We start from the raw sequence: 24391 nt of genomic DNA on the forward strand, positions 1-24391 counted from the left end.
CTGCGATCCCTTTTTGGGACAGGATGACCAATTTTTACCAACAAGTATTTAAATCGAACTCAGGTTATTTTATCGTCCGGGTTAAACTTATTTTTAATTATAGCCATTTTATTTTAGCCTGAAATTCATGCCTCCCCTTGCCCATCTTCCGGGCATTTGTACTGTTCCTGCTTCAATATAATCGGTATTGCTAATGTTGGAAACTTCGGCAAAAAAGCTGAATTTCTTTAGGCGGTTAAAATCCAATCTGGCGTCTAGTAGAAAATAAGGGTCCAAGCTCATCCTTTCGATGTACCGCATTTTGGCAGTCAATTCAATATTTTCTTTGAAGGCCAGTTGAAGGCCGGAAATTAGCTGATGTTTAAGCGCTGTTAAAGAGTACCTTGTTTCCATACCCTCTTTCTCTATGAGGTTGGCATCAATGTAATTATAACTTAAACTTACCTCTCGCAATTGGAAATTATGTTGGGTGCTTTCAAATCTGTACTGAAACCCTGTCTCTAAGCCTTGGAATGTTACTTCATTAAAATTTTGCGGCTTCCAAGGTTCTTCGGGATCTTCTCTGGTCCATTCTATCAGGTTGTCTGTATGCCTGTTGAAGTAGACCAGCTCAGCCCTGAACCCATTTTTTGATAATTTAAAACCTGCTTCATAATTGACGGCTTTTTCAGGTTCCAGCATGTCGTTGCCAATATTCGTTGGCCCTACGTAATACAAGTCGGTATAGGTTGGGATTCTAAAGCTTACACCAAAATTGGCATAAGTCCTAAGCCAAGGATTAAGCTGATAGCCCAGCTCAGCACCGGGAAAATGCTTCCATCCATATTCTGAGTAATAGTTGGAATAAAGTCCGGCTCTGATGTCCCCATGCTGGGAGAAGTTGGTTCGGTGTTCCAAAAAGGCTCCCATGATGGTCCTTTCCCTCAGTCCCAAATTATTGCTGTCAATTTTTTCTTGTCTTCCTTCCACACCATAGCCTAAGGTGCCGAAATTGGTTTCTTGGCGTCCATTGATTTCAATTGCGTAAACATTTGTAGTATGCTGGTTTTGGAAAAAAGAGGGGTCATTTCTTTTCAATAGAAACTCATCTTTATTGCTTCTCCAATAGGCCCTTGACTGCAGGTAAGTGTTGCCTTTTTCTAGTGTATGGCTGATGGCTGCCAAGCCTGTTTGTACACTTTCATACTGATCAGGGAATGAACTTGTGTAAAAACCATTGGCACCAAAATCTCTGTTGGCGTAGGAAAGTATGGTTTTTAGCTCCTGAAAATCATTCAAATCAATTCCCGCTTCATAGAAAATGGTATGGATAGAATAATCACTATTGTGCCAATGACCATCGCTGGCATCATGGGATATGGCCAGGCTCTGTTTGAATTTTCCGATTGGTAAGGAAACCTGCAAAGAACCACCTCTCATCCCAAAGTCACCACCGTATAATCCGGCCTGTAGGTTAAAACTTTCCGGAAGCTCTGTAATTATATTGATAGCTCCTGCATAAGCATTTTGCCCGTAGATTCGGGAAGCAGGCCCTTTGAGGACATCAATTCTCTGTACACTAGCTAGTGGTACCGGAATATTGACCATATGGTGGCCGGTTTGTGGATCTGAAAGTTTGATTCCATTGACCAACATTAGGGTTTGCTCAAAAGAACCACCGCGAATGCCAATGTCTGCCTGTACGCCACTTACGCCTCTTTGTCTCACATCCAACCCCGGTGTGAAGGATAATATTTCCTGCAGACTGCGTGCAGGGGCGGTTTCAATATCCTTTCTATGGATAATGCTTATGTTTCTAGAACTTTTGGAAAACGGAATTTCCATGCGATTCTCCTTTATGATTACCTCGTTGAGCTCATGAATGGTGCTATCATTCTGGGCAATTGATACCGAAGTGGCAATGAATATAAAAGCAATTATTAGGTGATATTTCATAGGATTGTTATTTGCGCCTCAAATTACCCCTCAAAAATTTACAAATACAAATCCGAAGATTGTAGGAGTTTAAGCAGGTCAGGTAAAAAATAGATGAATAGTACTTCTAATTAACAAAATAAACTTTTACCAATTTGAGGGCGAGAAAGCAATATATGGCCAAAAGCATTCAATTGAAGAAAGGATTTATTTGATTGAACCCCTCTTATATGAGGCGATTCTTTTAATTTAGCAAAAAAAAGAACTATGAAATATAATCATCTAAGCAAATGGCTGATTGTAGCCTTATTGTTTTCTGCCAATTGGGTCTCTGCCCAGGTGACTGAAAATAACCAAAATGATTTCAACGAATTTACTTATAGGCAAGGTTCAGCTTACAGGGCTGCTTCAGGAAAGCCGGGGCCGGACTACTGGCAAAATAAAGCAGATTATAAAATTTCAGTAACACTGGATGAGCAAGAACATGTTATAGCAGGTAAGGTGGACATTACCTATACCAACAATAGCCCTGAAAGTCTGCCTTTTGTTTGGTTGCATTTGGAGCAAAACAGGTTTAAAGCAGATTCCAGAGGGACACTGACTACCCCCATCCAAGGGAACAGGTATTCAGGAGATGTTGATGGAGGCTTTGCCATCAATAATGTTGAAGCCAAATTAAACAAGCGAGGAAGTACGGCTTCTTCCAAACACATCATTACAGATACCCGTATGCAGGTCTTTTTTGATGAGCCTATTCCGGCAAAAGGCGGACAAGCCACCATTTCCATGAATTTTGAGTTTAAAATTCCTGTAAAAGGAATGGATAGAATGGGTAGATTGGCTGTGGAAGATGGTACCATTTATGCGCTGGCTCAATGGTATCCCAAAGTTGCTGTATTTGACGATGTGGAGGGTTGGAACATAGAACCTTATCTTGGAGCAGGTGAGTTTTACTTGGACTATGGAGACTTTGACTACCAAGTTACGGTGCCTTATGACCATATTGTAGTAGGTTCCGGCGCCTTACAAAATCCTAAAGAAGTATTGAATAACACCCTACTGGATCGACTGGAAAAAGCGGAGAATAGTGAGGAAACAGTTTATCTGGTAAAGCCGGAGGAAGTGAACAAGCCGGAATTAACCAGGCCCAAGCAAGAGGGAGCCTTGACTTGGCATTTTAAAATAGAAAATGCCAGAGATGTAGCTTTTGCTTCTTCAAGTGCATTTATTTGGGATGCCGCTAAAATTAACTTACCGGAAGGAAAAAGCGCGCTTGCACAATCTGCCTATCCTAAAGAAAGTGATGGGCAAGATGCCTGGAGCAGGTCTACAGAATACAGCAAAGCGTCTATTGAGCATTATTCCAATAAATGGTTTCCATATCCTTATCCTTCTGCAGTTAATGTGGCTGCTGATATTAACGGAATGGAATACCCGGGGCTAAATTTCTGTAGCTATAAAAGCAAAGAAGGCTCGCTATGGGGTGTTACTGATCATGAGTTTGGACACAATTGGTTTCCTATGATTGTTGGCTCCAATGAAAGACGTTATGCGTGGATGGATGAAGGCTTCAATTCTTTCATTAACCATTACAGTTCTGAAGCATTCAATGATGGGGAATATGGATCCACTATGCAACAAACTAGAAAGTACCTCAACTGGTTTAACAGTGAGGACAGAGAAGGAATTGATACTTATCCTGATGTAGCCAATACCTCTAATTTGGGCATGATTGCCTACATGAAACCTGCCATCGGTTTGTTATTATTGAGGGAGTATATATTGGGTGAAGAACGATTTGACAATGCCTTTAAGGCTTATATCGAGGCCTGGGCCTACAAACACCCTACACCCAATGATTTTTTTAATATTGTGGAAAATGTGGGAGGAGAAAACCTCTCATGGTTCTGGAAATCCTGGTTTTATGGTACAGATAATATTGATTTGGCCATTGAAAATGTGGTGCCTTATGGCAATGATCAAGTGGTTATCTTAAGCAATAAAGGAGGGGTGCCAATGCCAGTTAAGCTTGGGCTTACTTATGCAGATGGAAGTAAAGAGCTTATCATGTTGCCTGTAGAGATTTGGCAAAGAGGAGATAGCTGGAATTACCAACACAAATCTGATAAGCAGCTTGTAGGAGTTGAGATTGATCCTGAAAAAATTCTTCCGGATATCAATATAGGCAATGATAAATGGCCAAGTGAAATTTATAAATAAGGAATAAAAAGGAGGGGCATTTTAGTTCCTCCTTTTTATTTATCATATCCTTGTTATTAAAACTTTATCTATTCAAAATCATCATTGATTTCTAACCAGTAACCGTTAGGGTCTTGAAAAAAGATTTGGCGGATACCATCAGGGCGCAGGTTTACTTTTCCATTGAGGCCTTCTGAATTTCCGAAAGGAACGTTTTTATCTTTTAGTTTATTTATGAACGCATCCATGTTTTTTACACAAAAGCAAAGGTGGTTGGTTCTGTCTATGTTTTGCTCTTCCCAGGGAACCTCACGTTCGATTACGTGGATGGATAGGCCGTACCCCATGCCAAACCAGGTATGTAGATGGTCTTTAAAAGGATCTTCAATTTTAGGTAATCCGATTACTTCCTCGTAAAATTGATTGGTTTCTTTGAGGTCTTTGGCATAGATCGCAACGTGATTGACTTTTAATTGGGCAAATTCACTCATGGAAAATGGATGATTTGAGTTAAAGATGGAAGATTTAAAAGGTTAAACAACCCTTTTAGTGACAAAAATATATAAAAAAAGCCGGAGGTTTCATTCCTCCGGCTTATTAATGAGATATAGCTTATTCTTTAAAGAAAGCCAAAGTTTCTGCATTTTCCAGCAGCTTGATGGCTTGCTGGTAGATTTCATTGACTTCATTTACAACTTTGTAAAAGGCATCATCATCGTAAATATTCCTTGCCATATGGGCTTTTAGGAGTACCTGCAAATAATGCTTCGATTTATTAAAATCCTTTTCATTGAACTCAACTTTGTATTTTTCTCCCATTTTCACCAGATCGTTGAGCATGGCATCAGAGATTTCAAAGTTCTCGTTGTACTCCTCAAATGGCATATTATCGAATTTCTTCTTATTGGTGTCCAAATAATCCAGGATATATTCCCTCCACGATTCAGATCTAAACAACCTGTTGACATAAGAGCTTGACATGCTAGTATCCATCGGAACAAAATAATCCGGCATGATACCTCCTCCACCATAAACAGTTCTTCCTTTAAGCGTTTCGTATTTTAAACTGTCATTAAAATCAATGCTGTCTGCACTGTAAAATTCTCCATGTTCCAAACGATTGAAATAATCCATGGCATAATCTTCATCATTCTCTCCGTAAGGTTTTTGGATGGATCTGCCAGAAGGGGTGTAGTACCTCGCAATGGTAAGGCGCAACTCAGCACCGTCAGATAAATCAATAGGCATCTGAACAAGTCCTTTACCGAAGGACCTTCTACCTACAATCAGCCCTCTGTCGTTGTCTTGAATGGCTCCTGCCACAATTTCAGATGCTGAAGCACTTCCTTCATTGACCAATACGATCACAGAACCCTCTTCAAATGCGCCGGGTCGTACAGCAAATGCTTCCTGGCTGTACCTGTCTAACTTTCCTTTTTGGGATACGATAACCGCTTTGTCTTTCAACATTTCATCAGCAATATTAATGGCGGCACCCATATAGCCTCCGGGATTACCCTGAAGATCGATGATCAAGCGTTCCATACCCTCTCCCTTCAATTCTTGCAATGCATTCCGGAATTCCTCATGGGTATTGGCTGCAAACCTTGTGATTTTTATATAGCCTGTTTGGCCATCTATCATATATGAAGCATTCACACTGTATTGCGGAATCTTATCTCGAGTGATATTAAAATCAAGAAGGTCTGATTCATGCTTTCTTTTGATGGCAATTTCCACCTGGCTGCCTTTAGGTCCACGCAATAGATCAAATACATCTCTATTGGTAACGCCGGTACCGGCTACCGTTTCACCGTCTACTTTGATAATTTGGTCACCCGGTTGCAGGCCTATTTTTTCTGAAGGGCCACCTGTAAGCGGGGATACCACATAGATGGTGTCTCTCAAAATACCAAACTCAATTCCTATCCCATCAAATTCTCCTTCTAACTGAGATTTAGCCAAGGCAGCATCTTCGGCGGGGATATAACTGGAGTGAGGGTCAAGTTTTCCCAGCATTTGCTCTATTCCAAACTCTACCAACTCATTGGTGTCTACACTGTCCACATAATCCCTATTGATATAAGTAATGATCTCCTGCAGTTTATAAATGGCAGACTTTAAATCATTCCTGTCTGAAGAGGGGGCTGCAAAGGTAGCTCCTATCCAAATCCCTGCTGAAATACCCAAAGCCAAAAAAATGGGTAATCGTATTTGTGATTTTGTATTCTTCTTTATGCTCACGTTATTCCTATTTATATTTTAATGCAAAGAAAAGCATCGTTTAATTTAATTGTTTTTTGCCAATATTACAATTAAACATGTATTGAAGGCGTTTCGTTTAGATAAACGTAATATTTTTAAAATCGGTGCTATAACTTACTTTTTTTACGTTTATTTCTTTTAATTTTGTGACAATGCACTCTTCCAAAAACAAACATAGAAAATCCATTGCAGAATTGGTTACAGAAAACCATGTTTTAGCAGAAGTGCTTCACTATTTCGGCATAAGTTTTTTTCAGCATGAGCAGCACTCCTTGGAAGAAGTCTGTGCCAAGTACAAAGTAAACCCTTTTCAGGTAATCGCAGAATTGGAAGAGTGGGCCGGTAGGGTGGAGCCAACCAAGGATGAGCTTTTTTTACATCCTATTGGGGTTTTGGTAGGCTATCTTAAAAAGAAGCACAGGCATTTTATCAGGCAAGCCTTGCCTTTTCTTACCAGTTTGGTGGAGGGTATAGCAATGGAAGAGCAACAAAAATGCTTGATTACAGACCTTCGGCTGATGTTTCCATTATTTGTTGATGATTTTATTCACCATATTCATGAAGAGGAAGACACTTTATTTGAGAGAATCGCTTACTTGCATGAGATAGAAAGTGGTGCCATCCCCTTAATTGAAGCCATAAAAGTGTTTGAACTCCCCTCTATTCAGAAAATGGCAGATGAACATGATGCCCATGATGATGAAATGGAAGGCATTCGAAAACTCACCAATGATTATGAGATCTCAGGTACAGCAAGCGTTTCTATGCGGGTGCTTTTCATTGAACTTCAAAAGCTGGAGAAGGAATTAATGATTCACGCAAAAATTGAAAATGACCTGCTCTTTCCTAAGGCTGTAGAACTTGAGCGGGAAGTTTTGAGAAGACTTCGTTTGCAAATAAAGAACAATTGATGGGTAGAGTTTTGGCCATTGACCTAGGAACTAAGCGTACAGGCTTAGCCGTTACCGATCCATTGGTGATTGTAGCGAGCCCATTAGAAACTATACCCACACATCAATTGTTAGATTACTTGAAGCGCTATACAAAAATCGAGGAGGTATCAACAATTGTTTTGGGATGGCCTAAATCCCTGGATGGAACTGACACCAATATGACTCGGCCAGTCATTTCGTTGGAGAAAAAACTAAAGAAAACCTTCCCGGAGATAAATGTTGAATTGGTAGATGAGCGCTTCACTTCCAAGATGGCCATGCAATCCATGATCAATATGGGGAGCAAGAAAAAAGATAGAAAAGAAAAAGCAGGCAATTTGGATAAAATTAGTGCCGCTATAATTTTACAAACCTATTTAGATAGAAAATGATATACCCTATAGTAGCTTTCGGTCATCCGGTACTTAAGAAAGAAGCAGAAGAAATTCGTGAAGGCGACGATGTGAGCGGGTTAATTCATGACATGTTTGAAACTATGGGCAAAGCGAATGGCGTGGGACTTGCTGCCCCCCAAATCAACAAAGGAATTCGCCTCTTTGTCTTGGATAGTAACCTTATGCTTGATGAGGAAGATGAAGAGAAAGGCATAAGGAAAGCTTTTATCAACCCTATTATTCTTGATGAGTATGGAGACAAGTATGTTTTTGAGGAGGGTTGTTTGAGCATTCCTGAGGTGAGAGCAGAGATCACAAGACCTGAAAAATTAACCATTGAATATTTTGACGAAAACTGGAACCTACAAGAGGAAGAGTTTTCTGGCATGACAGCAAGAGTGATTCAACATGAATACGACCACCTGGAAGGTATACTTTTTGTTGATTACCTAAAAGGGCTCAAAAGGAGAATGGTAAAGGGTAAATTGGTGGATATAAGCAAAGGAAAGGTCCCTACAGACTACCGTATGATGTACCCCTGACCCTTGCTCATTGATTGCTTACCCTTAAATTCTTATCATGCAAAATCTTACTTTAGCATTAGTTCAAACAGATATCTATTGGGAAAATAGTGCCGCTAATCTTGCCATGTTTGAGGAAAAGCTGTGGGCAATGAAAGAAAAGGCAGATATCATTGTCTTGCCGGAAATGTTTACCACAGGCTTTACCATGAATTCAGAGGATCAGTCGGAACCCATGAACCTGCATGCTTCAAAATGGTTGCTTCAAATGGCCGGACAGTTGAAATCCATCATTACCGGCAGTGTGATCATCAAAGCAGATGGAAAGCATTACAATCGCTTGCTTTGGGCTACTCCGGAAGGTGAGCTGCTTCATTATGACAAACGCCACCTCTTTCGCATGGCCGGAGAAGACAATTATTTTTCCATGGGAATGGAAAATAAAACCTTCACCTGCAAGGGTTGGAAAATACGCCCTCAAATCTGTTATGATTTGAGATTTCCACTCTGGTCTCGAAATGCTTCTACTTCAGAGGGAGAGATGGACTATGATTTGATTTTTTATATTGCTTCTTGGCCGGCATCCAGAGTCACTGCATGGGATGCATTGCTCCGGGCAAGGGCCGTTGAAAACCTATGTTACTGTGTTGGGGTGAATCGTGTTGGTGAAGATGGCAATGGGGTAAGTTATTGTGGCCATTCTGCTGCCTATGGATACAAGGGTGATGAATTGATTCAATGTGGGGAAACTGCTAAGATTTCCTTGGTAACCTTGGATGGGAAAGCACTTTTGGATTACAGGACCAAGTTCCCTGCTTGGAAAGATGCGGATGGATTTTCTATTGATTGACTCGGTTTCGGAATAGTTTTCAGATTTCGTGATAAATCCCCCTTGATCCCCCTTTAAAAAAAAGGGGGAGTTCGTTATTATTAAGATTTCCGGGTTCGTTTCTTTGGGCTAAATTTTGTCAGCCCGATTGAATCCTATCAATTCAGCATAAAATCCCGATTCTGAAACTCCCCCTTGATAAGAGAGCAGAGCATGTCCCGGAAAAAGTAAGGAGGGATTTTTACGGGTACGATTTAAGGACTAACAATCAGCTTTTTGTAATGCCTCTCATTGGCATCATTTATGAATTCTAGCAAGTACAAGCCTGAAGGTAGGTGATGGCCATTGAATAAGTTTTCCTGATTTTTTACCAAGTCTATGCCGTCCAAAATAAGGGCGCCGGATGTACTGTAGATGTTCAGCTTAGCAGCTCGATTGATCACAATTTTGAATTCCTGTCCATGTGTGGGGTTGGGGAACAGTACTATTTCCGTGGTAGCTCCGGGTTCGGAACCCCCATCATCCAATTGGCTCAGGTATTCCAAACCACCGGCCCTATTTCCAAGGATCAAATCAAAACCTTCTCCCAATAATTCCGGGACAAATGTAAGGGAGGTGTTTTTGCCAAACCGTGTGGCATCAAATATTTGGTCATACAAATGGATAGCTACTTGAACGGTCTCGCTTTCCTGAAGAAAATCCTCAATGGCATACAAGATACCCTGTTGGTTGATGGCCATTAATAAAGGGGAAGCACCTGATTTTACGGCAACGGATAGATTTCTTGCTACAGGATTGTCAATAAACCCCAAAAAATCATTTTCCAATAACTTCAGCTCAAATCCATTGTCAATGTCTAAAGAATAGAGCAGTAACTCACCGGTTTGTCTGGCCAAAAGTAGGTAGTCGTTCGTTTGGTCGTGAAAAAGGTGAACCTGATCCAAACCTCTCAAAACAAGTGATGGAAATACCAATTCATTGCGTGCTTCAGGGCTGGCAACAGGCGCCACGTAAATTTTTTTATAAGGAATATTTTCTTCATAGATGTCCCCTGCAATGATATGGAAAGATTGATTGTCTTTGGAAGTGTACCTTTGGTAATTGGGTTCTGTCAATTCGAGCTCACTTATATTGAGATAATCACTGGATGTGAGTAGGGCTTTATTTGCTGTTATTTCATAAGCGAATATTCTTCCTTGTACATCGTCTCCTACCTTGGTATTGGCTGCGATGAAGAGTTCACCATTGGATTTATTTCCAATATAAAAGGGTCGGGGATTTTCTCCAAAGTCCAGCATATCCGGTTTTAAAAACAGTTCAGTGCTGGTATTAGGTCCTGTTGGGATACGGTAAAGTGCTTTCGCAAAGTCTATATTATAATTGTAAGAAGTGGCAGAAGAATGGGAAGAAACAATCAAGTCGTCTTCCAAAACAAATCCTGCATGGAAATTAGGGAATTGAGGCAATTGACCAAATTGGGGGATGCTTGTACTGATAGAAGTGAAAACCGGAGCGATATCTGTCCCTTCATTGGCCAAGAAATACAGGCTGTTGCATTCATCTCTTCCCATAAGTAGGTCTTTGATTCCATCCTGATTAAGATCTTTGTATAGTAGGGAGTGTCCACCGGAATGAAGGGTTTTTAATTTTTCTGCATCCAGCCGGGCGTTGCTGATGGGACTTCCACCGCATGTGATACCAAAACTAATGTCTCCACAATCACAAAATTCAAAGTTCCCCCAATGGTTTTGGGAAGCCTCGAACTGGTCAATGTCAGGGCTACCCTTGCGTTCCACACTGGTATTCTGGTAATATTCTAAAAAATCCCCTGAGGCAAAATTAAAAGTAAGTACGTCCAAATCCCCATCCTGATCAATGTCTTCAATAAGCGGAATATCCAGAATATTGGCCGTGAGGTTAGATCCATTTTCCAGGCGCAAAAAGTTTTGGGCTACTTCCCATACAGGTAAGGTACTGTTCTCAGGGGTAATGTTTTTGTAGGCTTTGATGCCAAATGGGGAGCCGGTAAACAAATCTTTTTTACCATCCCCATCAAAATCTACCAGGAGCAGAAATGCATTGACATCTTCCGGAAACAAATAACTTCCCCCCGGGAGATAGCGGTAGGCAGTACCGTTTTTTTCAAAAACCTTTATGTTCCCTGAATTGATGTCCCAAATTACCAGTTCCTCTTCACCATTGTTGTTGCTGTCAAATTGCTGGAGTTGTGCAGCATTTATACCTCCTGTAAAAGCCATGGGTAGGACCTCACCATTTTCGTCCAACACTTCCAAATTTGTTTCAAAAGCAAAGTTGTATTGGGCCTTAGCAATGGGTGTGATGAAAATAAGCAACAAGAGCAGGTAAATTGATTTTGTCAACATAGGGATTTGGCAGCTAAATCTTCTTAGGGTTTAAAATTAATTTTTTGCTTTCCGTTAAGAAAGGTATTTTTGAACTTTAACGAGATTTAGTAAAAAACAGATACATTACTTCTTTTGTAAACAAGGGAAGAAAAGGACTTGTTTGTTTTTTCAAATAAATGATTAGCCGAAATGGATAAGATAGCGCAACTGTATGACCTTTACCTTTCCTCAAAACGAGTGTCAACGGATACCCGGACCATTGAAGAAGGGGACTTGTTTTTTGCTTTAAAAGGCCCCTCATTTGATGGGAACCAATATGCGGAAAAGGCCCTAGCATCAGGAGCCAAGGCAGTGGTGGTGGATGATCCGAAAGTGGTTAAGGACGAGCGGTATTTTTTGGTAAAGGATGTATTAAGAGCTTTGCAGCAATTGGCGACTCATCACCGGAAACAATTGGACATACCGGTAATAGGATTGACCGGTTCCAATGGCAAAACCACTACCAAGGAGCTCTTGGATAGGGCTTTGTCAGGAAAGTATAAGGTGCAGGCAACCATTGGCAATCTTAATAACCATATAGGGGTGCCATTGACGCTATTAGGTTTGAAGCCGGAAACTGAGATTGCCATAATAGAAATGGGGGCCAGCAAGCAGGGAGATATTGATGAATTGTGTCGGATCGCTTTGCCAAGCCATGGATTGATCACCAATATAGGCAGGGCACATTTGGAGGGCATGGGAGGAATAGAAGGGGTGTTAAAAACCAAGACTGAGCTATTTCAATATTTGCGGGAAACAGGGGGACAGGTATTTATCAATTCGGGGCAGGAGATCTTTACCAATATGATCAAGAGATTCAAAAACCCTGTACTGTTTCCAGGTAAAGCTGATTTTTGTCAAGTAGCATTCCTAGGTGCCTCACCTAATGTCTCCTTTAGCTTGCCACCTGATGAGTCAAGCTATGTGTCCAATCTGATAGGGCATTATAACTTTGATAATATTGCTGCAGCCCTGTGTGTGGCCGAATTCTTTGAAGTGCCCATGAAGGAAGCCGCCAAGGCCATTGCTGCATATGTTCCGGAAAATATGCGATCTCAGGTCATCGAAAAAAGAAGCAACCTGGTATTGCTGGATGCATACAATGCCAATCCTTCCAGCATGGAAGCCGCCTTAAAGGCTTTCGATAAGTTGGATAAACGCAAGCGTAAGATGGTAATCCTTGGCGACATGTATGAGTTAGGGGAGTACAGCAAGGCTGAGCATGAGAAAGTGGGGGAGTTGGTGAATCAAATGAGCTTGGATAAAATTTGTTTTACCGGAAAGGATACCCAGTATGCCTTGTCTAAAGCTCCTAAAGCCCTTTATTTTCCCGATCCTTTTTCTCTAAGGAACTGGCTCCAAGACTCCAAATTGGAAGACTATCAGATTCTAATCAAAGGGAGTAGGGGCATGAAGCTGGAAGGCTTGCTTGGTTTTATTTAAGGGGGGGCTTTTGAGGAATTACATGGATTAATAGTATTTGTTTTTTAACATTTACTGCCAAGGATCGGTATTGAGCATAGGGGATTAAAGTAATTGAAAGACTCCTGCTGATAGGATGACTTTTTACTGCCTTGTGCTTCTATCAATTTTAGTGATTGGTTGACAGTTACTTGCTTCGAAATCGCCAACTTCATGCAGTAGTAACCCGTTAACTCCAAGAGAAATACTGCACATTGTATTGAGCAATTAATAGGGTATATTGTTGAATACGTTGTGCATTTCTGTATATTTGTGGAAGTAGTATTGAGAAATTATGAGAACATTATATCAGAAATTTGAAACGCTATTACAAAATACCACAACAGATTTTAAACGCTATTTGTACGATAACGTCTCGTGGGAAAGCCGAATGATTGGGATTATCGGTGCTCGTGGAGTTGGAAAAACTACCATGATTCTTCAACACATCAAAGAAAAATTAGATAGTAAGAAAGCCTTATATGTTTCAGCCGATGATATGTATTTTGGAGACCATAGACTTATTGATTTAGCAGAAGATTTCTTTAAAAATGCAGGAGAATATTTATTTATAGACGAAATTCATAAATACACTGACTGGTCACGAGAACTTAAAAACATTTATGACTCATTTCCTACATTGAAAGTTGTATTTACAGGTTCTTCTGTACTTGACATCCTTAAAGGTTCTGCTGATTTAAGCCGTAGAGCAATTATTTACAAATTACAAGGGTTGTCATTTCGTGAATATTTGAAATTGTTTCATAATTATGAATCGGACATATACACTTTAAAACAAATCATAAATAATGAAGTAAAACTTGTGAATATTCAACATCCCTTACCGCTATTTAATGATTATTTGAGACGAGGGTACTATCCATTTGGTATAGAAAATGAAATGAGTTTACGTTTAGGTCAAATTATAGTTCAAACTTTAGAATCGGATATTCCGCAATATGCAAACCTAAGCGTTGGGACAGGTCGAAAACTAAAACGATTACTTTCCATCATTGCAGAAAGTGTACCGTTTAAACCTAATTTTTCAAAAATTTCTGAAATGATTGGTGTAAGTAGGAACTCCTTAGATGATTATTTTTCATATATGGAAAAAGCAGGACTTATTGGGCAGTTACGAAATGAAACGGGTGGAATTCGAGGATTAGGAAAAGTTGATAAGGTTTTCTTAGATAATACAAATATCATTTTCAACTTGGTTGGAGAAAAATCAAATGTTGGTAATTTGCGAGAATCCTTCTTTTTCAATCAAATGCAAGTGAAAAATGAGTTTATATCTTCAAAAAAAGCAGGTTTCGTAATTGAGCACTATACATTTGAGGTTGGAGGAAAAAATAAGCAACAGAATCAAATAGAAAAAGATGGTAAATCATTTGTTGTGAAAGATGATATAGAATATGGATATCGCAATGAGATTCCTCTTTGGGCTTTTGGATTGAATTATTAAAAGACTAAAACAAATGAATGCCTAGGCATTAACATTTTGTTAATGTCAGAGGGGGTAAAATGCAAATTTAACCCGAAATAGGCAATAGACTTTCTATTCCGTGTTGAAGTCGCTTCAAAATCAGCCAAACAGCCTGTTTTCTTGCGATTGCAACAGTCCCTGAGAAAGTTCAGGAAATCCTATTAGGTAATCCGGGTCCAAAACAATGACTTCAAACGATTTAGGTAGTAGGGAAATCCTGAATTTTTGTATCTTGTGGTAAATATTTTTTTCAACCGTATGCGTAAGACCATTATTTTGAAAAACGATAGGTTTCAAAAGCTACCTATTATACGGCTGGAATTCCCCTATGATTTCGAGTTAAAAGAGATTGTTAAAGGATTTCCGGAATGTAAGTGGTACCTCAAGGAGCGGGTTTGGGCAGTTCCCTATACACCTACTCAGGTGTCTGAATTACTACAGTATTTCAAAGAAATACCTGATTGAGGGAAGGGGAGGAGGTCAATACAGTGCCAAGAGCCTGGCAGCCGTATTAACAGCTGCGGTGGAAAAAGCGGGCATTAAAAAGCCGGTCACTCCACATTGGTTACGGCATTCCTATGCCACTCATCTGCATGAAGGAGGGACGGATATTCGGTATATACAAGAGCTACTGGGGCATCAAAGCAGTAAAACCACAGAGATTTATACACATGTAAGTAATCGAGAAATCAGGGAGATTCGAAGTCCAATAGAGGATATGGACATAAAAATATAAAGTGAAATAAAACTACACAAAGTCAACCAAATAAGGATATATTGTGCAATAAAACTGCGCATATAAACAAGTTGCCCACAATATAAACAATGAAGAAAATTTTAGTTATAATTATAGCATTTAGCTTTTTAAATACCTTTTCTCAAATTTCAACAAATGAGAATGATTCAACTTTTGTGCGAGATAAAATATCAACAGAAAAGGCTATTCTTTTGAATAAAAAAGACACAATGAAAATTGGAGTCGAAAATGACAAAAAACAAATTTTATTTCAGTTTATAGAACCAGAAAAAACAGATTATTTCAAGTATATATTTCCAATATTGACTTTGTTATTAGGTATTGGAGTAAATCGTTTCATTGATTATCTAACGAACAATAAAAAAATTAAAAAAACGGCTAAAAGATGGACAATAGAACTACAAAACTTAAAAAAACCTATTGAAAGACAAATCAATTCTATCGATGAATTTTTAACAGAACATAAAAAAGAAGAGTTTAAAATGCCTAATCTTAAAGTGGAAACTTATTTAGAAGGCGAATCCTTTAAATCACTTGACAAAACGGATTTATTAAAATACTTGGAGAGGTTCAAAAAGAAAAAATACAATATTGCTATTGAAGATGTTAATCAAATAAATTCTTATGTAACAGTTGTGAGACATCACTATACAACGTTAAAAGAAAAGTATATTGAATATAAAAATGGGACTTCTCAACACGTAACCAATTTATCAAAAGACTTACAAGAATTACTTAAATCTTTTGCAATATATGGTAGCGAGTTAGAACAAGAATTAAATGCTGACCCACTTAATGACCAAAGATATAGACCAATACTCGATTTATTTGATACCGAAGTTAAACCATATATGCAGGATGGGAATTATGATGTATTTAAATTAGAAAAAGATTTTTTTATTCCTTTACTGTCAATTTTAGCAAACTTACGATTTGACAAAAGAACTCACAAAATGACAGAATCAGTCCAAAATTGCATTAACGACATAAAAGGAATTAAAATGGAAAAACATTATTTGACTGTCAATTTTGAGAATATTAAAAAAAGATTAGAAGAGAATAAAAACGAATTAGAAAAAATACATCAACGGATAGAATAAATACTGTGGGCAACATCACCTTGGATACAGCGGGCGGTTTCGATTAAATATGAAAATCATTATCTTTAAGAAGTTAGGTGTAGGCTGGAAGCGAACGTCTCCAAAAGCCCGCCGGCTCCAAGCTGAATCACGTTAGCTATCATTAAAACAAATTATATGACAAGATTTCTTGCATTTGGTATACTACTAATATTCTTAGGTGGTTGTAATGAAAAAATCAAAGAGGAACGAATCTATTGGTTTGAAAATGAAACGGAGTTGGCGAATGAATTTGAAATTGATTTATCGAAGGGCTTTATACTAATTCCAATTGTAGCTGAAAAGGATACGTTACAATTTATATTTGATACAGGAGCAAATCAGATTTTGATTTTCCCAAACGAACAAACAAATAAACTAAAGTATATCAAAGGAAAACCGTTAAATTCAAAGGAAGGTATTCATAGCATTGACGGACGATTCATCCATAATTTAAACTTTCATTTCGAATCGATAAACTTTGAAAATGTTTCGGGGATAATGACAGACATGGAACGCTTTCCAGCAGAATTTAACTCATATATAAAACAAATAGGAATAGATGGTATGATTGGGTATGATATTCTTAAAAGTTTCCCATTACAGATGGATTTTGAATCAGGCAGAGGTACGGTTTACAAGAATTCCAATGCTATTAATGATGATAAATCAGGTAATTTGTTAGCATTAAGTTTTCATGATAATAAGCCTTACATAAATTGTAAAATAAAGTCTAATGAGAATTCGATTGAAACAATAAAACTTCAATTAGATTTAGGAAATCTGGGTACACTTGAGCTAATACCCTCAACGATAAATGGTTTTGATATACCCGAAAATGCAGAGAAAAAGGAAGGGTATGGAATATCTGGAAAATATGAAATATATATCGGAGTAACAGAAAAAATCCAACTCGGAGATATCGAAATTGACAGTATTCCAACAGCATTTTTACCAAATAACATCTATTCTGAAAGTGGTAGAAACGGAAAGGTAGGGCTTGAAGTCATGAAACAATTCAATTTGACTATTGACTATCCCAATGAAAGACTAATAGTAAAAAAATGAATTAAAACGATAGCTAACATTTTGTATAAGTAATGGCAGGTAAAGTGCCAAATATCAAGGTTTGTAGACCGCTCAAACTGCGTAGCGGTTTGACAGGAAACTACCACGCTATCTGCCACTACTCATACAATTTACCGTTGTAAGTAATGTATCTGAACTCAAAAACATATAATGAAACTTGTTGGATATGTAATGAATTTGCAGATTCAGACGAACATAAATTCAAAAAGTCTGATATTACTTCAAGGTATGGAAAAGGAGATTATTCAAAGAATCAACAATTTCAACCCGTACACATAAAAAACAAAGAAACTGCTATTAGAGGACCTAAAGCAAGAATATTGACTTTTGAAAATGTGTTTTGCAAAAAATGTAATAATGAGACTAGTCAACCTTGGGATGATTCCTACTCTATTTTCTCTGATTATTTAAGGAAAAATAATTCTCTGATTCTAAAATATGGAGAAATCGATTTTAAAAATATTTACGGAACTGAATGGGAAAATAAAATTAAAGACCTATTTAGATATTTTATAAAGATATTTGGTTGTCATATTGCTACAGGAAATACTGAGGTAAGTAATGATTTAATAGATTTTCTTACTGAAAAGACAGAAATTCTAAACCATATCAAATTTAAGTTTTACTTGAAGCCTGATATTATCAACCTACAGAAATATTACAAAAAGGAATTCTCACATCTAAATGAATATTCTCACCTATATTATGGAAGGGTAAAATGGATTGGTAAATCGAATTTAGAAATAGAATCATTAACAGGTTGGTTTACAAACAGTGGAATTAGCATTTATTGGATTTATAATCTATCAATTGGAAAGGACTTAGAATTTAAACCTTTTGAGTTCAAACAGACAGAAATCCTAACAAATTTAATGGCAGATTCATTACCGAAAAACTTAAGTAAAATAACTGAATTAGTTGAGTATATAGAAAATTACGGTTCAGAAAAAATTGAACTGACAAATGAACTATTGAATGAATAAAACACTACTTACAACATCACCTTGGATACAGCGTCCGGTACCGATTAAATATGAAAATCATTATTTTTAAGAAGTTAGGAGTAGGCTTGAAGTGAACGTCTCAGAAAGCTCGCCGTCTCCAAGCTGAACCACGTTATGGGCAACCTAAAAGCCGACTGTAATCAATGAACTTTGAATTAGCAGATAAACTATCCGAACTTCTCGAAAGCAAAAAACTTGACGAAGCAATTGCTATAGCAGAACAGGAACTGAAAAAAATACCGAAAACTGACTTTCACAAAATTCTTGACAAGAACTTATTGCATTTGACTTCTGACTTGGCAAAACACATAAACGAATTTGATAAGACGACAAAAGAAGTTTTAAAGAAGAAACAAGGATTTATAAAAAATCTATTCGGTTCTGGAAAAGAAGTAAAACCTGCGGCATACTATTGCGAAATGAATGGTTTTACAATCAACTATGACCGTTGGTTTATTGACTTATTCTCTTTTGAAAATTACAGTTTGACAGACTGGGAATGGTTGTCTGACTTTTATGACTCAACTGCAAATGACTTGACAATTACAGGTTTTGAAGAAATTCAAAATGCCTTTGAAGACGTTCACGAAAACAACAGATTTGAAGAACCAAATATTGAACAGGCATATGAAGTCTGTGAACTGCTTGTTATTCTGCGATTACAAGAACTATTTCGAGAGACCTATAAAGACGAAGAAAGTGAATGGTGCAAAACACCAATGTTTGTGACAGCCCACGACTACGAAATGATTTATAAAGTGAACTAAAAATAAAAAAGGCAGCCCATAACAAAACATATAGCTTATGGCGGGTGAACGGCTACCAGCAAGGTTTTTGCTCCGTAGCCAAGTTTCATTTCGGTGGACAGGAAGTGCTTCGAAACCGCCACAAGCCATATGCAAACCGTTGTGGGTTATAGAAGAAAACAGAATCTATATGAGTTCAACAAGATGGTTTGACGAAAATGGGGAAGAAATAATAAGGGAGCCTGTTAATCTTGACGAAACTGAACACATTGCAGAAATCGGTGGAACGTTCGAAGAGTTTAGTGTTGGAGTGAATTTTTATTCTAAGGATTTGGATAGGCATGAGATTACCAAATTAATTGGGGCAGAACCAACAAAATCTTGGAATCCTGATGAAAGACACCCTATGGGAAACTCAAATAAGACAAGAATAACAGATTGGGGTAAATGGTATTTGACTTCAAAAAGAGATAATACTGACTTGAATAAGAAATTAGAGGACTTGTTAAACTCATTGACGTCTGATTTAGAAAATTGGAAAAAATTAACTTCCAAATACGATGCTTGGATTGACGTTGCAGGGTATATGGAGAATTGGAACAGAGGTTTTAGTCTTAAACCCGAGATTATGAGAATGCTAAGTGACAGAAACCTTGAAGTCGTATTTGACATTTATTACGATGGAGAAGAAGAAAATGATGATGAATAAAAAACTACATACCCACAACAACACCTATACGCAATGCCCTGCGGGACACTGCGCATAGCCAGAACGTGTGCGCCCGGCATGGGTATTAACTATAGGGTGAAAGTCCCGAGCAGGCAGAGGTAAACTGAACTGCTAGCAAGTGGCAAGTGTAGCATCGCGAGTTGTCGCATGAAGCCCTGAGGGATCAGGATATATTAGAAGCCAGACTGCAAAACCCTGTACTGATGAACAAGAACCGCATATAGAGGCGGGTGTTTGCTTAGGATGAGATGGCACGTCACATCAAAGTCCGTTGTTTACCACATAGTGAACTACGTAGATGCGGCAGCGATAGGGGGAAAGTTAATGCCATTACCCGGGGAGATTTCATCAACCACGTGTGGTTAGGGTGAGAAGTCAGCAGAAGTCATAGTAGTTACGGAAATACGAGCCAGTCCCTAGGAAACGGATAAACTGGAGGCCTCACAAAGTAACGAAGGACAGAACATTAAACGCTTGCAGTTGTACTGAAATTCTCTGGATGTGTCACTGGTAGTATCCTAGCATTTGGAGGTATTCTTTCAATGAAAAGCAGCAATAGAAAACAGTAAATGATTGAAGAAATTGTAAGTAGGGATAATATGAAAGCAGCTTATGACCGTGTTGTAGGCAACAGGGGCTGCGCAGGTGTTGATGGGATGGAGGTTTTGGAATTGAAGCTTTATCTAAAAGCACACTGGCATACTATCAAGGCTTCAGTTTTGGACGGGAGTTATCGTCCCCAACCTGTTAAGGGAGTGGAAATTGATAAACCCAAAGGAGGAAAACGGCTACTTGGCATACCGACAGTTTTAGACCGTTTACTACAACAGGCTATACAGCAGGTGTTGAATGGAATCTTTGATTCTAAATTTTCGCCATTCAGTTACGGATTTCGAAAAGGGAAGAGTGCACATCAAGCTATAAAACAGGCGCTGGCATATGCCAATAGCGGTTCACGTTATGTGGTGGATATCACCTGTCCAAATTCTTTGACAGGGTAAGTCATGACTATCTAATGAGCCTGTTAGCCAAGGATATTCAGGATAAGACTCTACTAAGTCTCATAAGAAGATATTTGCAATCAGGGATATTACTCGATGGGGTAACATCCAAACGGAAAGAGGGGACACCTCAGGGAAGCCCACTCAGCCCTTTATTATCGAACATTCTTCTTAATGAGTTAGACAAGGAATTGGAATATCGCAAGCATCGTTTTGTAAGATATGCAGATGATTGTACGCCAAGAAAGAAGACTGATAGGAATAAGTCTTCTATGCTTTGACGATGATGGAGGTAGGCCCTCCGGTATCGGTTAACAGGAACTGGTATCAAACTACCGTATGCTGCATTGCTTAAGAGGCTTTGTAGTGAGTGATACGGAAAAGGTAGAGTAAAACTATCAAGTGACTTTACAGAAGATGACCGTAAGGAAACCATTGAAGACATGTCGAAAGCGTAGGGAAGATGTCAGAACCGGGAGGAAGTCGTTAACCCGGGATAAGTCCAGAAGAGACCTGTATCGCTGTCTGGTCGGCATCCGGCACAAAGATGGCATGAGCTGTAAAGAGGCGTCGTCAAGGAACTTGGGAACCTGGGCGGTGGTGCTAAGGGAGCGAGCCAATCAGCAGACCTGTTAGGCTCTGAGTACCAATACACCGTACAGGGGCAGACTGCCCCGTAGTAGTGAAGAAGCCTTAGTAATTGAGGTGGAGCGAAGGGGGCAGCTTATTCTAGCTGAAAGTTAGCCAACTGAAAATTAATTTTAGGATGAACTCAACTAAGACAGCAAAGCCGTTTGAAATTCCAAAGCGGCAAGTATGGAAGGCCTACCTGCAGGTAAAGAGAAACAGTGGATCAGCGGGCATTGATGGTATAAGTCTGGAAGACTTTGAGTTAAAAATAGGGAAGAATCTCTATAAATTATGGAACCGAATGAGTTCAGGCAGTTACCATCCGCAAGCTGTAAAGCTGGTTGAAATACCGAAAGCAGGCCAGAAAGGAGAAACCCGTCCATTAGGCATTCCAACCGTGTTGGATCGAATAGCCCAAATGTTAGCGGTAAACTATCTAGAACCGATTCTGGAACCAATCTTCCATGAAGATTCCTATGGCTATCGTCCTGGGAAATCTGCCCACGATGCGGTAGAACGAGCAAGACGAAGATGCTGGAGGAGAGACTGGGTATTGGATATGGATATCCGAAGATTTTTCGATACCATAGACCATGAATTATTGCTGAAGGCGTTAAAACGCCATACCCAAGAAAGATGGGTGCTGTTGTATATCGAAAGATGGCTAAAGGTACCCTATCAAAGATCAAACGGGAAGAGTCAGGCGAGGGATCAAGGAATTCCTCAAGGTTCAGTAATAGGTCCCATCCTTGCAAATCTTTTCATGCATTATACTTTTGATGAATGGATGAAAAGGAATTACCCGGATATCCAGTTTGAGCGGTACGCAGATGATAGTATCTGCCATTGCCGGAGCAAACAGGAAGCAGCACAATTACAGGAGGCCATTAGCGAAAGGCTGTCCCAATGCGGGCTGTCTCTAAATGAAAGAAAGACCAAGTTAGTCTACTGTCGAGATGATGACCGAAGAGGCCACCATGAGAACGAGCAGTTTGACTTTTTAGGATTTACATTTAGGGCACGCAGGTCGAAGAACAGATGGGGTAAACACTTTATCAACTTCAGCCCAGCTATCAGCAATAAGGCCAAGGTAAGAATTGGCAGGGAAATCAGGAGCTGGAATCTACAAAACCGGAGTGATAAAAGTATAGAAGATCTGGCCCGTATGTTCAATGCAAAGTTGCAGGGCTATATCAACTACTATGGCCGGTTTTATAAATCAGCCCTGTACCCGCTATTCCAAAGCTTAAACCGCAGATTGTCGCACTGGGCAAGCAGGAAATTCAAAAAGTTGCGACGGCACAAGAGGCGATCGGAGCATTGGTTGGGTAAGGTTTGTTACCAAAACCCCAATCTGTTTGCCCATTGGCGCTTAGGTGTCCGTCCTCCGAACCCTGAAAATTTAGGGGTGGCTGGAATAAGAAGAGCCGTGTGATGGGAGACTATCACGCACGGATCTGTGAGAAGCTCAGGGGGAGGTTCCCTGGGCTTACTCGATTCAGTATCTATCTTAAAACAAAGCGATCAGCTTTACGGGTCATGCAATCCATGAACAGGTTTGTAGAAGGCAATCTAAAGCTTAAGGTTAATAAAGAGAAAAGTGCCGTTCGTTACGTTGGACACATGGAGCTGTTGGGTTATGGTATTTACAGGACATGCAGCCAAAGATTTGGCTTAAAAGTCATGGAAAGCAACTGGCAAAAGTTTGTCAGAAGGTGCAAAGCCATTACCAAGAAAAGCTATCCCCTCTCATATGAGGCTAGGGTAGCAAAGCTTAAGCAATACTGTTCCGGATGGATTGGTTATTTCCGTTATGCCAACATCAAAACAAGGCTTGTCGATTTAGATCGTCTCCTAGGGAGCCGACTTCGGTATTGCATTTGGAAGAGTTGGAAACGAATAAGAACCAGAATACGGAACCTTATTAAACTCGGCTTACCAGAGTGGCTTGCGGTTAAGTGGGGTTTTACAAGAAGAGGTGGCTGGCATGTTGTGCAGAGCCCAATTCTTCGTACCACATTAACAAACGGGCACTTAGCTAAGAAAGGCTTCGTTCCAACAGCTAACATTTACAAAAGATATTGCCATGTTTAATGAACCGCCGTATACCGGCCGGTACGTACGGTGGTGTGAGAGGGTGGGGATACGAATTATTTCGTATCTTACTCTACTCGATTGGCAGTAATTATAAAAAGCCCTACTGAGATAAACATATGAAAACATTTTTGACACTAATATTGACTATATTTTTAGGATTAAACGTTTTTGCGACAGCACAGTATCCTGACAAAATAATCTACAATGGAAAAGAATATAGTTTACATAGCAATCCATTAGAAGCCTATTTTGAAAAACACCCTGACAAAAGACCCAAAGGCGGAATAATATCCACAGCTTTATGGCGGGGATATGTTGCAACTTTTGAAGTTAAGGATAGCCAACTATTTTTAAAAGACATTGAAATCGAATACCACGACACTAACTCAAAAGAATCTTACTCTTATAAATGGCGTAGTGTGATAAAAGAAGTATTTCCAGACCAAAAAGATTTAAAAATATATTGGTTGACAGGACTTCTTGTTATACCACACGGAAAACTTGTAAATTATGTTCATATGGGATATGGATCAACATACAAAAAATATGTTTTATTGGAAATTGACAAAGGCGATTTGAAAAAAGAAAAGCACTTTAAATATAAAGATTACGAAAAATTCAAAGAGAAACAATTCCAAGCTTTCAAACAGACGGAAGAATACAAGAAAATTAAAGCTGATTTACAGAAAGATGGTGATTCAGAAGAATTTATTGACTCTTTTTTAAGAAGCTTTGTAACAAAATATACAACGAAAATATTGACAGAGTAAAAACTACTGCCAACAATGGCTAAAAAATCATAGCTGCCCTGC

At 39.0% G+C, this 24391-nt stretch carries 22 protein-coding genes; 18 read left to right on the plus strand and 4 right to left on the minus strand.

Annotated features, from left to right (window positions below):
• Positions 1–108: 108 nt before the first annotated feature.
• A complete protein-coding gene (locus tag ACYVHJ_RS21965; protein WP_460519324.1) occupies positions 109–1935 on the minus strand; it encodes a TonB-dependent receptor plug domain-containing protein in 1827 nt (608 codons plus the stop codon).
• A gap of 246 nt (positions 1936–2181) precedes the next feature.
• On the opposite strand from ACYVHJ_RS21965, the gene ACYVHJ_RS21970 reads away from it, so the two are divergent.
• A complete protein-coding gene (locus tag ACYVHJ_RS21970; RefSeq protein ID WP_339902386.1) occupies positions 2182–4134 on the plus strand; it encodes a M1 family metallopeptidase in 1953 nt (650 codons plus the stop codon).
• 68 nt (positions 4135–4202) lie between these two features.
• On the opposite strand, the gene ACYVHJ_RS21975 is transcribed toward ACYVHJ_RS21970, so the two are convergent.
• Positions 4203–4604, minus strand: a complete 402-nt coding sequence (locus ACYVHJ_RS21975) for a VOC family protein (protein WP_339902385.1) — start codon at positions 4602–4604, stop codon at positions 4203–4205.
• A gap of 121 nt (positions 4605–4725) precedes the next feature.
• On the minus strand, positions 4726–6357 hold the full coding sequence (locus ACYVHJ_RS21980; RefSeq protein WP_339902384.1) for a S41 family peptidase: 1632 nt from the start codon (positions 6355–6357) through the stop codon (positions 4726–4728).
• A gap of 173 nt (positions 6358–6530) precedes the next feature.
• On the opposite strand from ACYVHJ_RS21980, the gene ACYVHJ_RS21985 reads away from it, so the two are divergent.
• Genes ACYVHJ_RS21985 through ACYVHJ_RS22000 form a run of 4 tightly spaced genes read left to right on the plus strand, consistent with a single transcriptional unit; the run spans position 6531 to position 9076 of the window.
• Positions 6531–7289 carry a hemerythrin domain-containing protein gene (locus ACYVHJ_RS21985; protein ID WP_460519329.1) on the plus strand — a complete coding sequence of 253 codons (759 nt, stop codon included), beginning with the start codon at positions 6531–6533 and terminating at the stop codon, positions 7287–7289.
• On the plus strand, positions 7289–7702 hold the full coding sequence (gene ruvX / locus ACYVHJ_RS21990) for a RuvX/YqgF family protein (protein WP_460519332.1): 414 nt from the start codon (positions 7289–7291) through the stop codon (positions 7700–7702). The genes ACYVHJ_RS21985 and ruvX overlap by 1 nt, the downstream gene beginning before the upstream one ends.
• Positions 7699–8247, plus strand: a complete 549-nt coding sequence (gene def / locus ACYVHJ_RS21995; RefSeq protein ID WP_339902381.1) for a peptide deformylase — start codon at positions 7699–7701, stop codon at positions 8245–8247. Before ruvX ends, def begins: the two co-directional genes overlap by 4 nt.
• A gap of 37 nt (positions 8248–8284) precedes the next feature.
• Positions 8285–9076: an amidohydrolase gene (locus tag ACYVHJ_RS22000; RefSeq protein ID WP_339902380.1), complete on the plus strand. Its 792-nt coding sequence runs from the start codon at positions 8285–8287 to the stop codon at positions 9074–9076.
• 233 nt (positions 9077–9309) lie between these two features.
• Here ACYVHJ_RS22000 and ACYVHJ_RS22005 read toward each other — a convergent pair whose 3' ends face one another.
• Positions 9310–11439 (minus strand): T9SS type A sorting domain-containing protein, encoded by a 2130-nt coding sequence (locus ACYVHJ_RS22005; RefSeq protein ID WP_460519337.1) that lies wholly within the window; start codon positions 11437–11439, stop codon positions 9310–9312.
• 171 nt (positions 11440–11610) lie between these two features.
• Here ACYVHJ_RS22005 and ACYVHJ_RS22010 point away from each other — a divergent pair, with 171 nt between their 5' ends.
• The 13 genes from ACYVHJ_RS22010 to ACYVHJ_RS22070 all read left to right on the plus strand — a co-directional run bounded on the left by ACYVHJ_RS22010 (position 11611) and on the right by ACYVHJ_RS22070 (position 24349).
• Positions 11611–12903: a UDP-N-acetylmuramoyl-tripeptide--D-alanyl-D-alanine ligase gene (locus tag ACYVHJ_RS22010; RefSeq protein WP_460519340.1), complete on the plus strand. Its 1293-nt coding sequence runs from the start codon at positions 11611–11613 to the stop codon at positions 12901–12903.
• A gap of 313 nt (positions 12904–13216) precedes the next feature.
• Positions 13217–14386 carry an ATP-binding protein gene (locus ACYVHJ_RS22015; RefSeq protein ID WP_460519343.1) on the plus strand — a complete coding sequence of 390 codons (1170 nt, stop codon included), beginning with the start codon at positions 13217–13219 and terminating at the stop codon, positions 14384–14386.
• 370 nt (positions 14387–14756) lie between these two features.
• Positions 14757–15143, plus strand: a complete 387-nt coding sequence (locus ACYVHJ_RS22020) for a tyrosine-type recombinase/integrase (RefSeq protein WP_460519346.1) — start codon at positions 14757–14759, stop codon at positions 15141–15143.
• Between the two features lie 89 nt (positions 15144–15232).
• Positions 15233–16264: a hypothetical protein gene (locus ACYVHJ_RS22025; protein ID WP_460519349.1), complete on the plus strand. Its 1032-nt coding sequence runs from the start codon at positions 15233–15235 to the stop codon at positions 16262–16264.
• Between the two features lie 156 nt (positions 16265–16420).
• Positions 16421–17350, plus strand: coding sequence for a hypothetical protein (locus ACYVHJ_RS22030; protein WP_460519352.1), 930 nt, complete (start codon positions 16421–16423; stop codon positions 17348–17350).
• A gap of 146 nt (positions 17351–17496) precedes the next feature.
• Positions 17497–18354 (plus strand): hypothetical protein, encoded by an 858-nt coding sequence (locus tag ACYVHJ_RS22035; RefSeq protein WP_460519355.1) that lies wholly within the window; start codon positions 17497–17499, stop codon positions 18352–18354.
• Between the two features lie 164 nt (positions 18355–18518).
• On the plus strand, positions 18519–19142 hold the full coding sequence (locus ACYVHJ_RS22040; RefSeq protein WP_460519358.1) for a hypothetical protein: 624 nt from the start codon (positions 18519–18521) through the stop codon (positions 19140–19142).
• Between the two features lie 169 nt (positions 19143–19311).
• The gene (locus ACYVHJ_RS22045; RefSeq protein WP_460519360.1) at positions 19312–19830 is read left to right on the plus strand and encodes a DUF4279 domain-containing protein; all 519 of its coding nucleotides are present in this window, start codon (positions 19312–19314) and stop codon (positions 19828–19830) included.
• Positions 19831–20420: 590 nt separating this feature from the next.
• Positions 20421–20852, plus strand: coding sequence for a reverse transcriptase domain-containing protein (locus ACYVHJ_RS22050; RefSeq protein WP_460519363.1), 432 nt, complete (start codon positions 20421–20423; stop codon positions 20850–20852).
• A 14-nt stretch (positions 20853–20866) separates the two neighbouring features.
• Complete coding sequence (locus ACYVHJ_RS22055) at positions 20867–21133, plus strand: reverse transcriptase domain-containing protein (RefSeq protein ID WP_460519366.1); 267 nt, start codon at positions 20867–20869, stop codon at positions 21131–21133.
• A gap of 485 nt (positions 21134–21618) precedes the next feature.
• Positions 21619–22917: a group II intron reverse transcriptase/maturase gene (gene ltrA / locus ACYVHJ_RS22060; protein WP_460519369.1), complete on the plus strand. Its 1299-nt coding sequence runs from the start codon at positions 21619–21621 to the stop codon at positions 22915–22917.
• 104 nt (positions 22918–23021) lie between these two features.
• Entirely contained in the window at positions 23022–23576 is a 555-nt protein-coding gene (locus tag ACYVHJ_RS22065; protein ID WP_460519372.1) for a group II intron maturase-specific domain-containing protein, read from the plus strand.
• A gap of 119 nt (positions 23577–23695) precedes the next feature.
• On the plus strand, positions 23696–24349 hold the full coding sequence (locus ACYVHJ_RS22070) for a hypothetical protein (protein ID WP_460519374.1): 654 nt from the start codon (positions 23696–23698) through the stop codon (positions 24347–24349).
• The last annotated feature ends 42 nt before the right edge of the window (positions 24350–24391 follow it).

The sequence above is a fragment of the Cyclobacterium sediminis genome, from assembly GCF_054781075.1.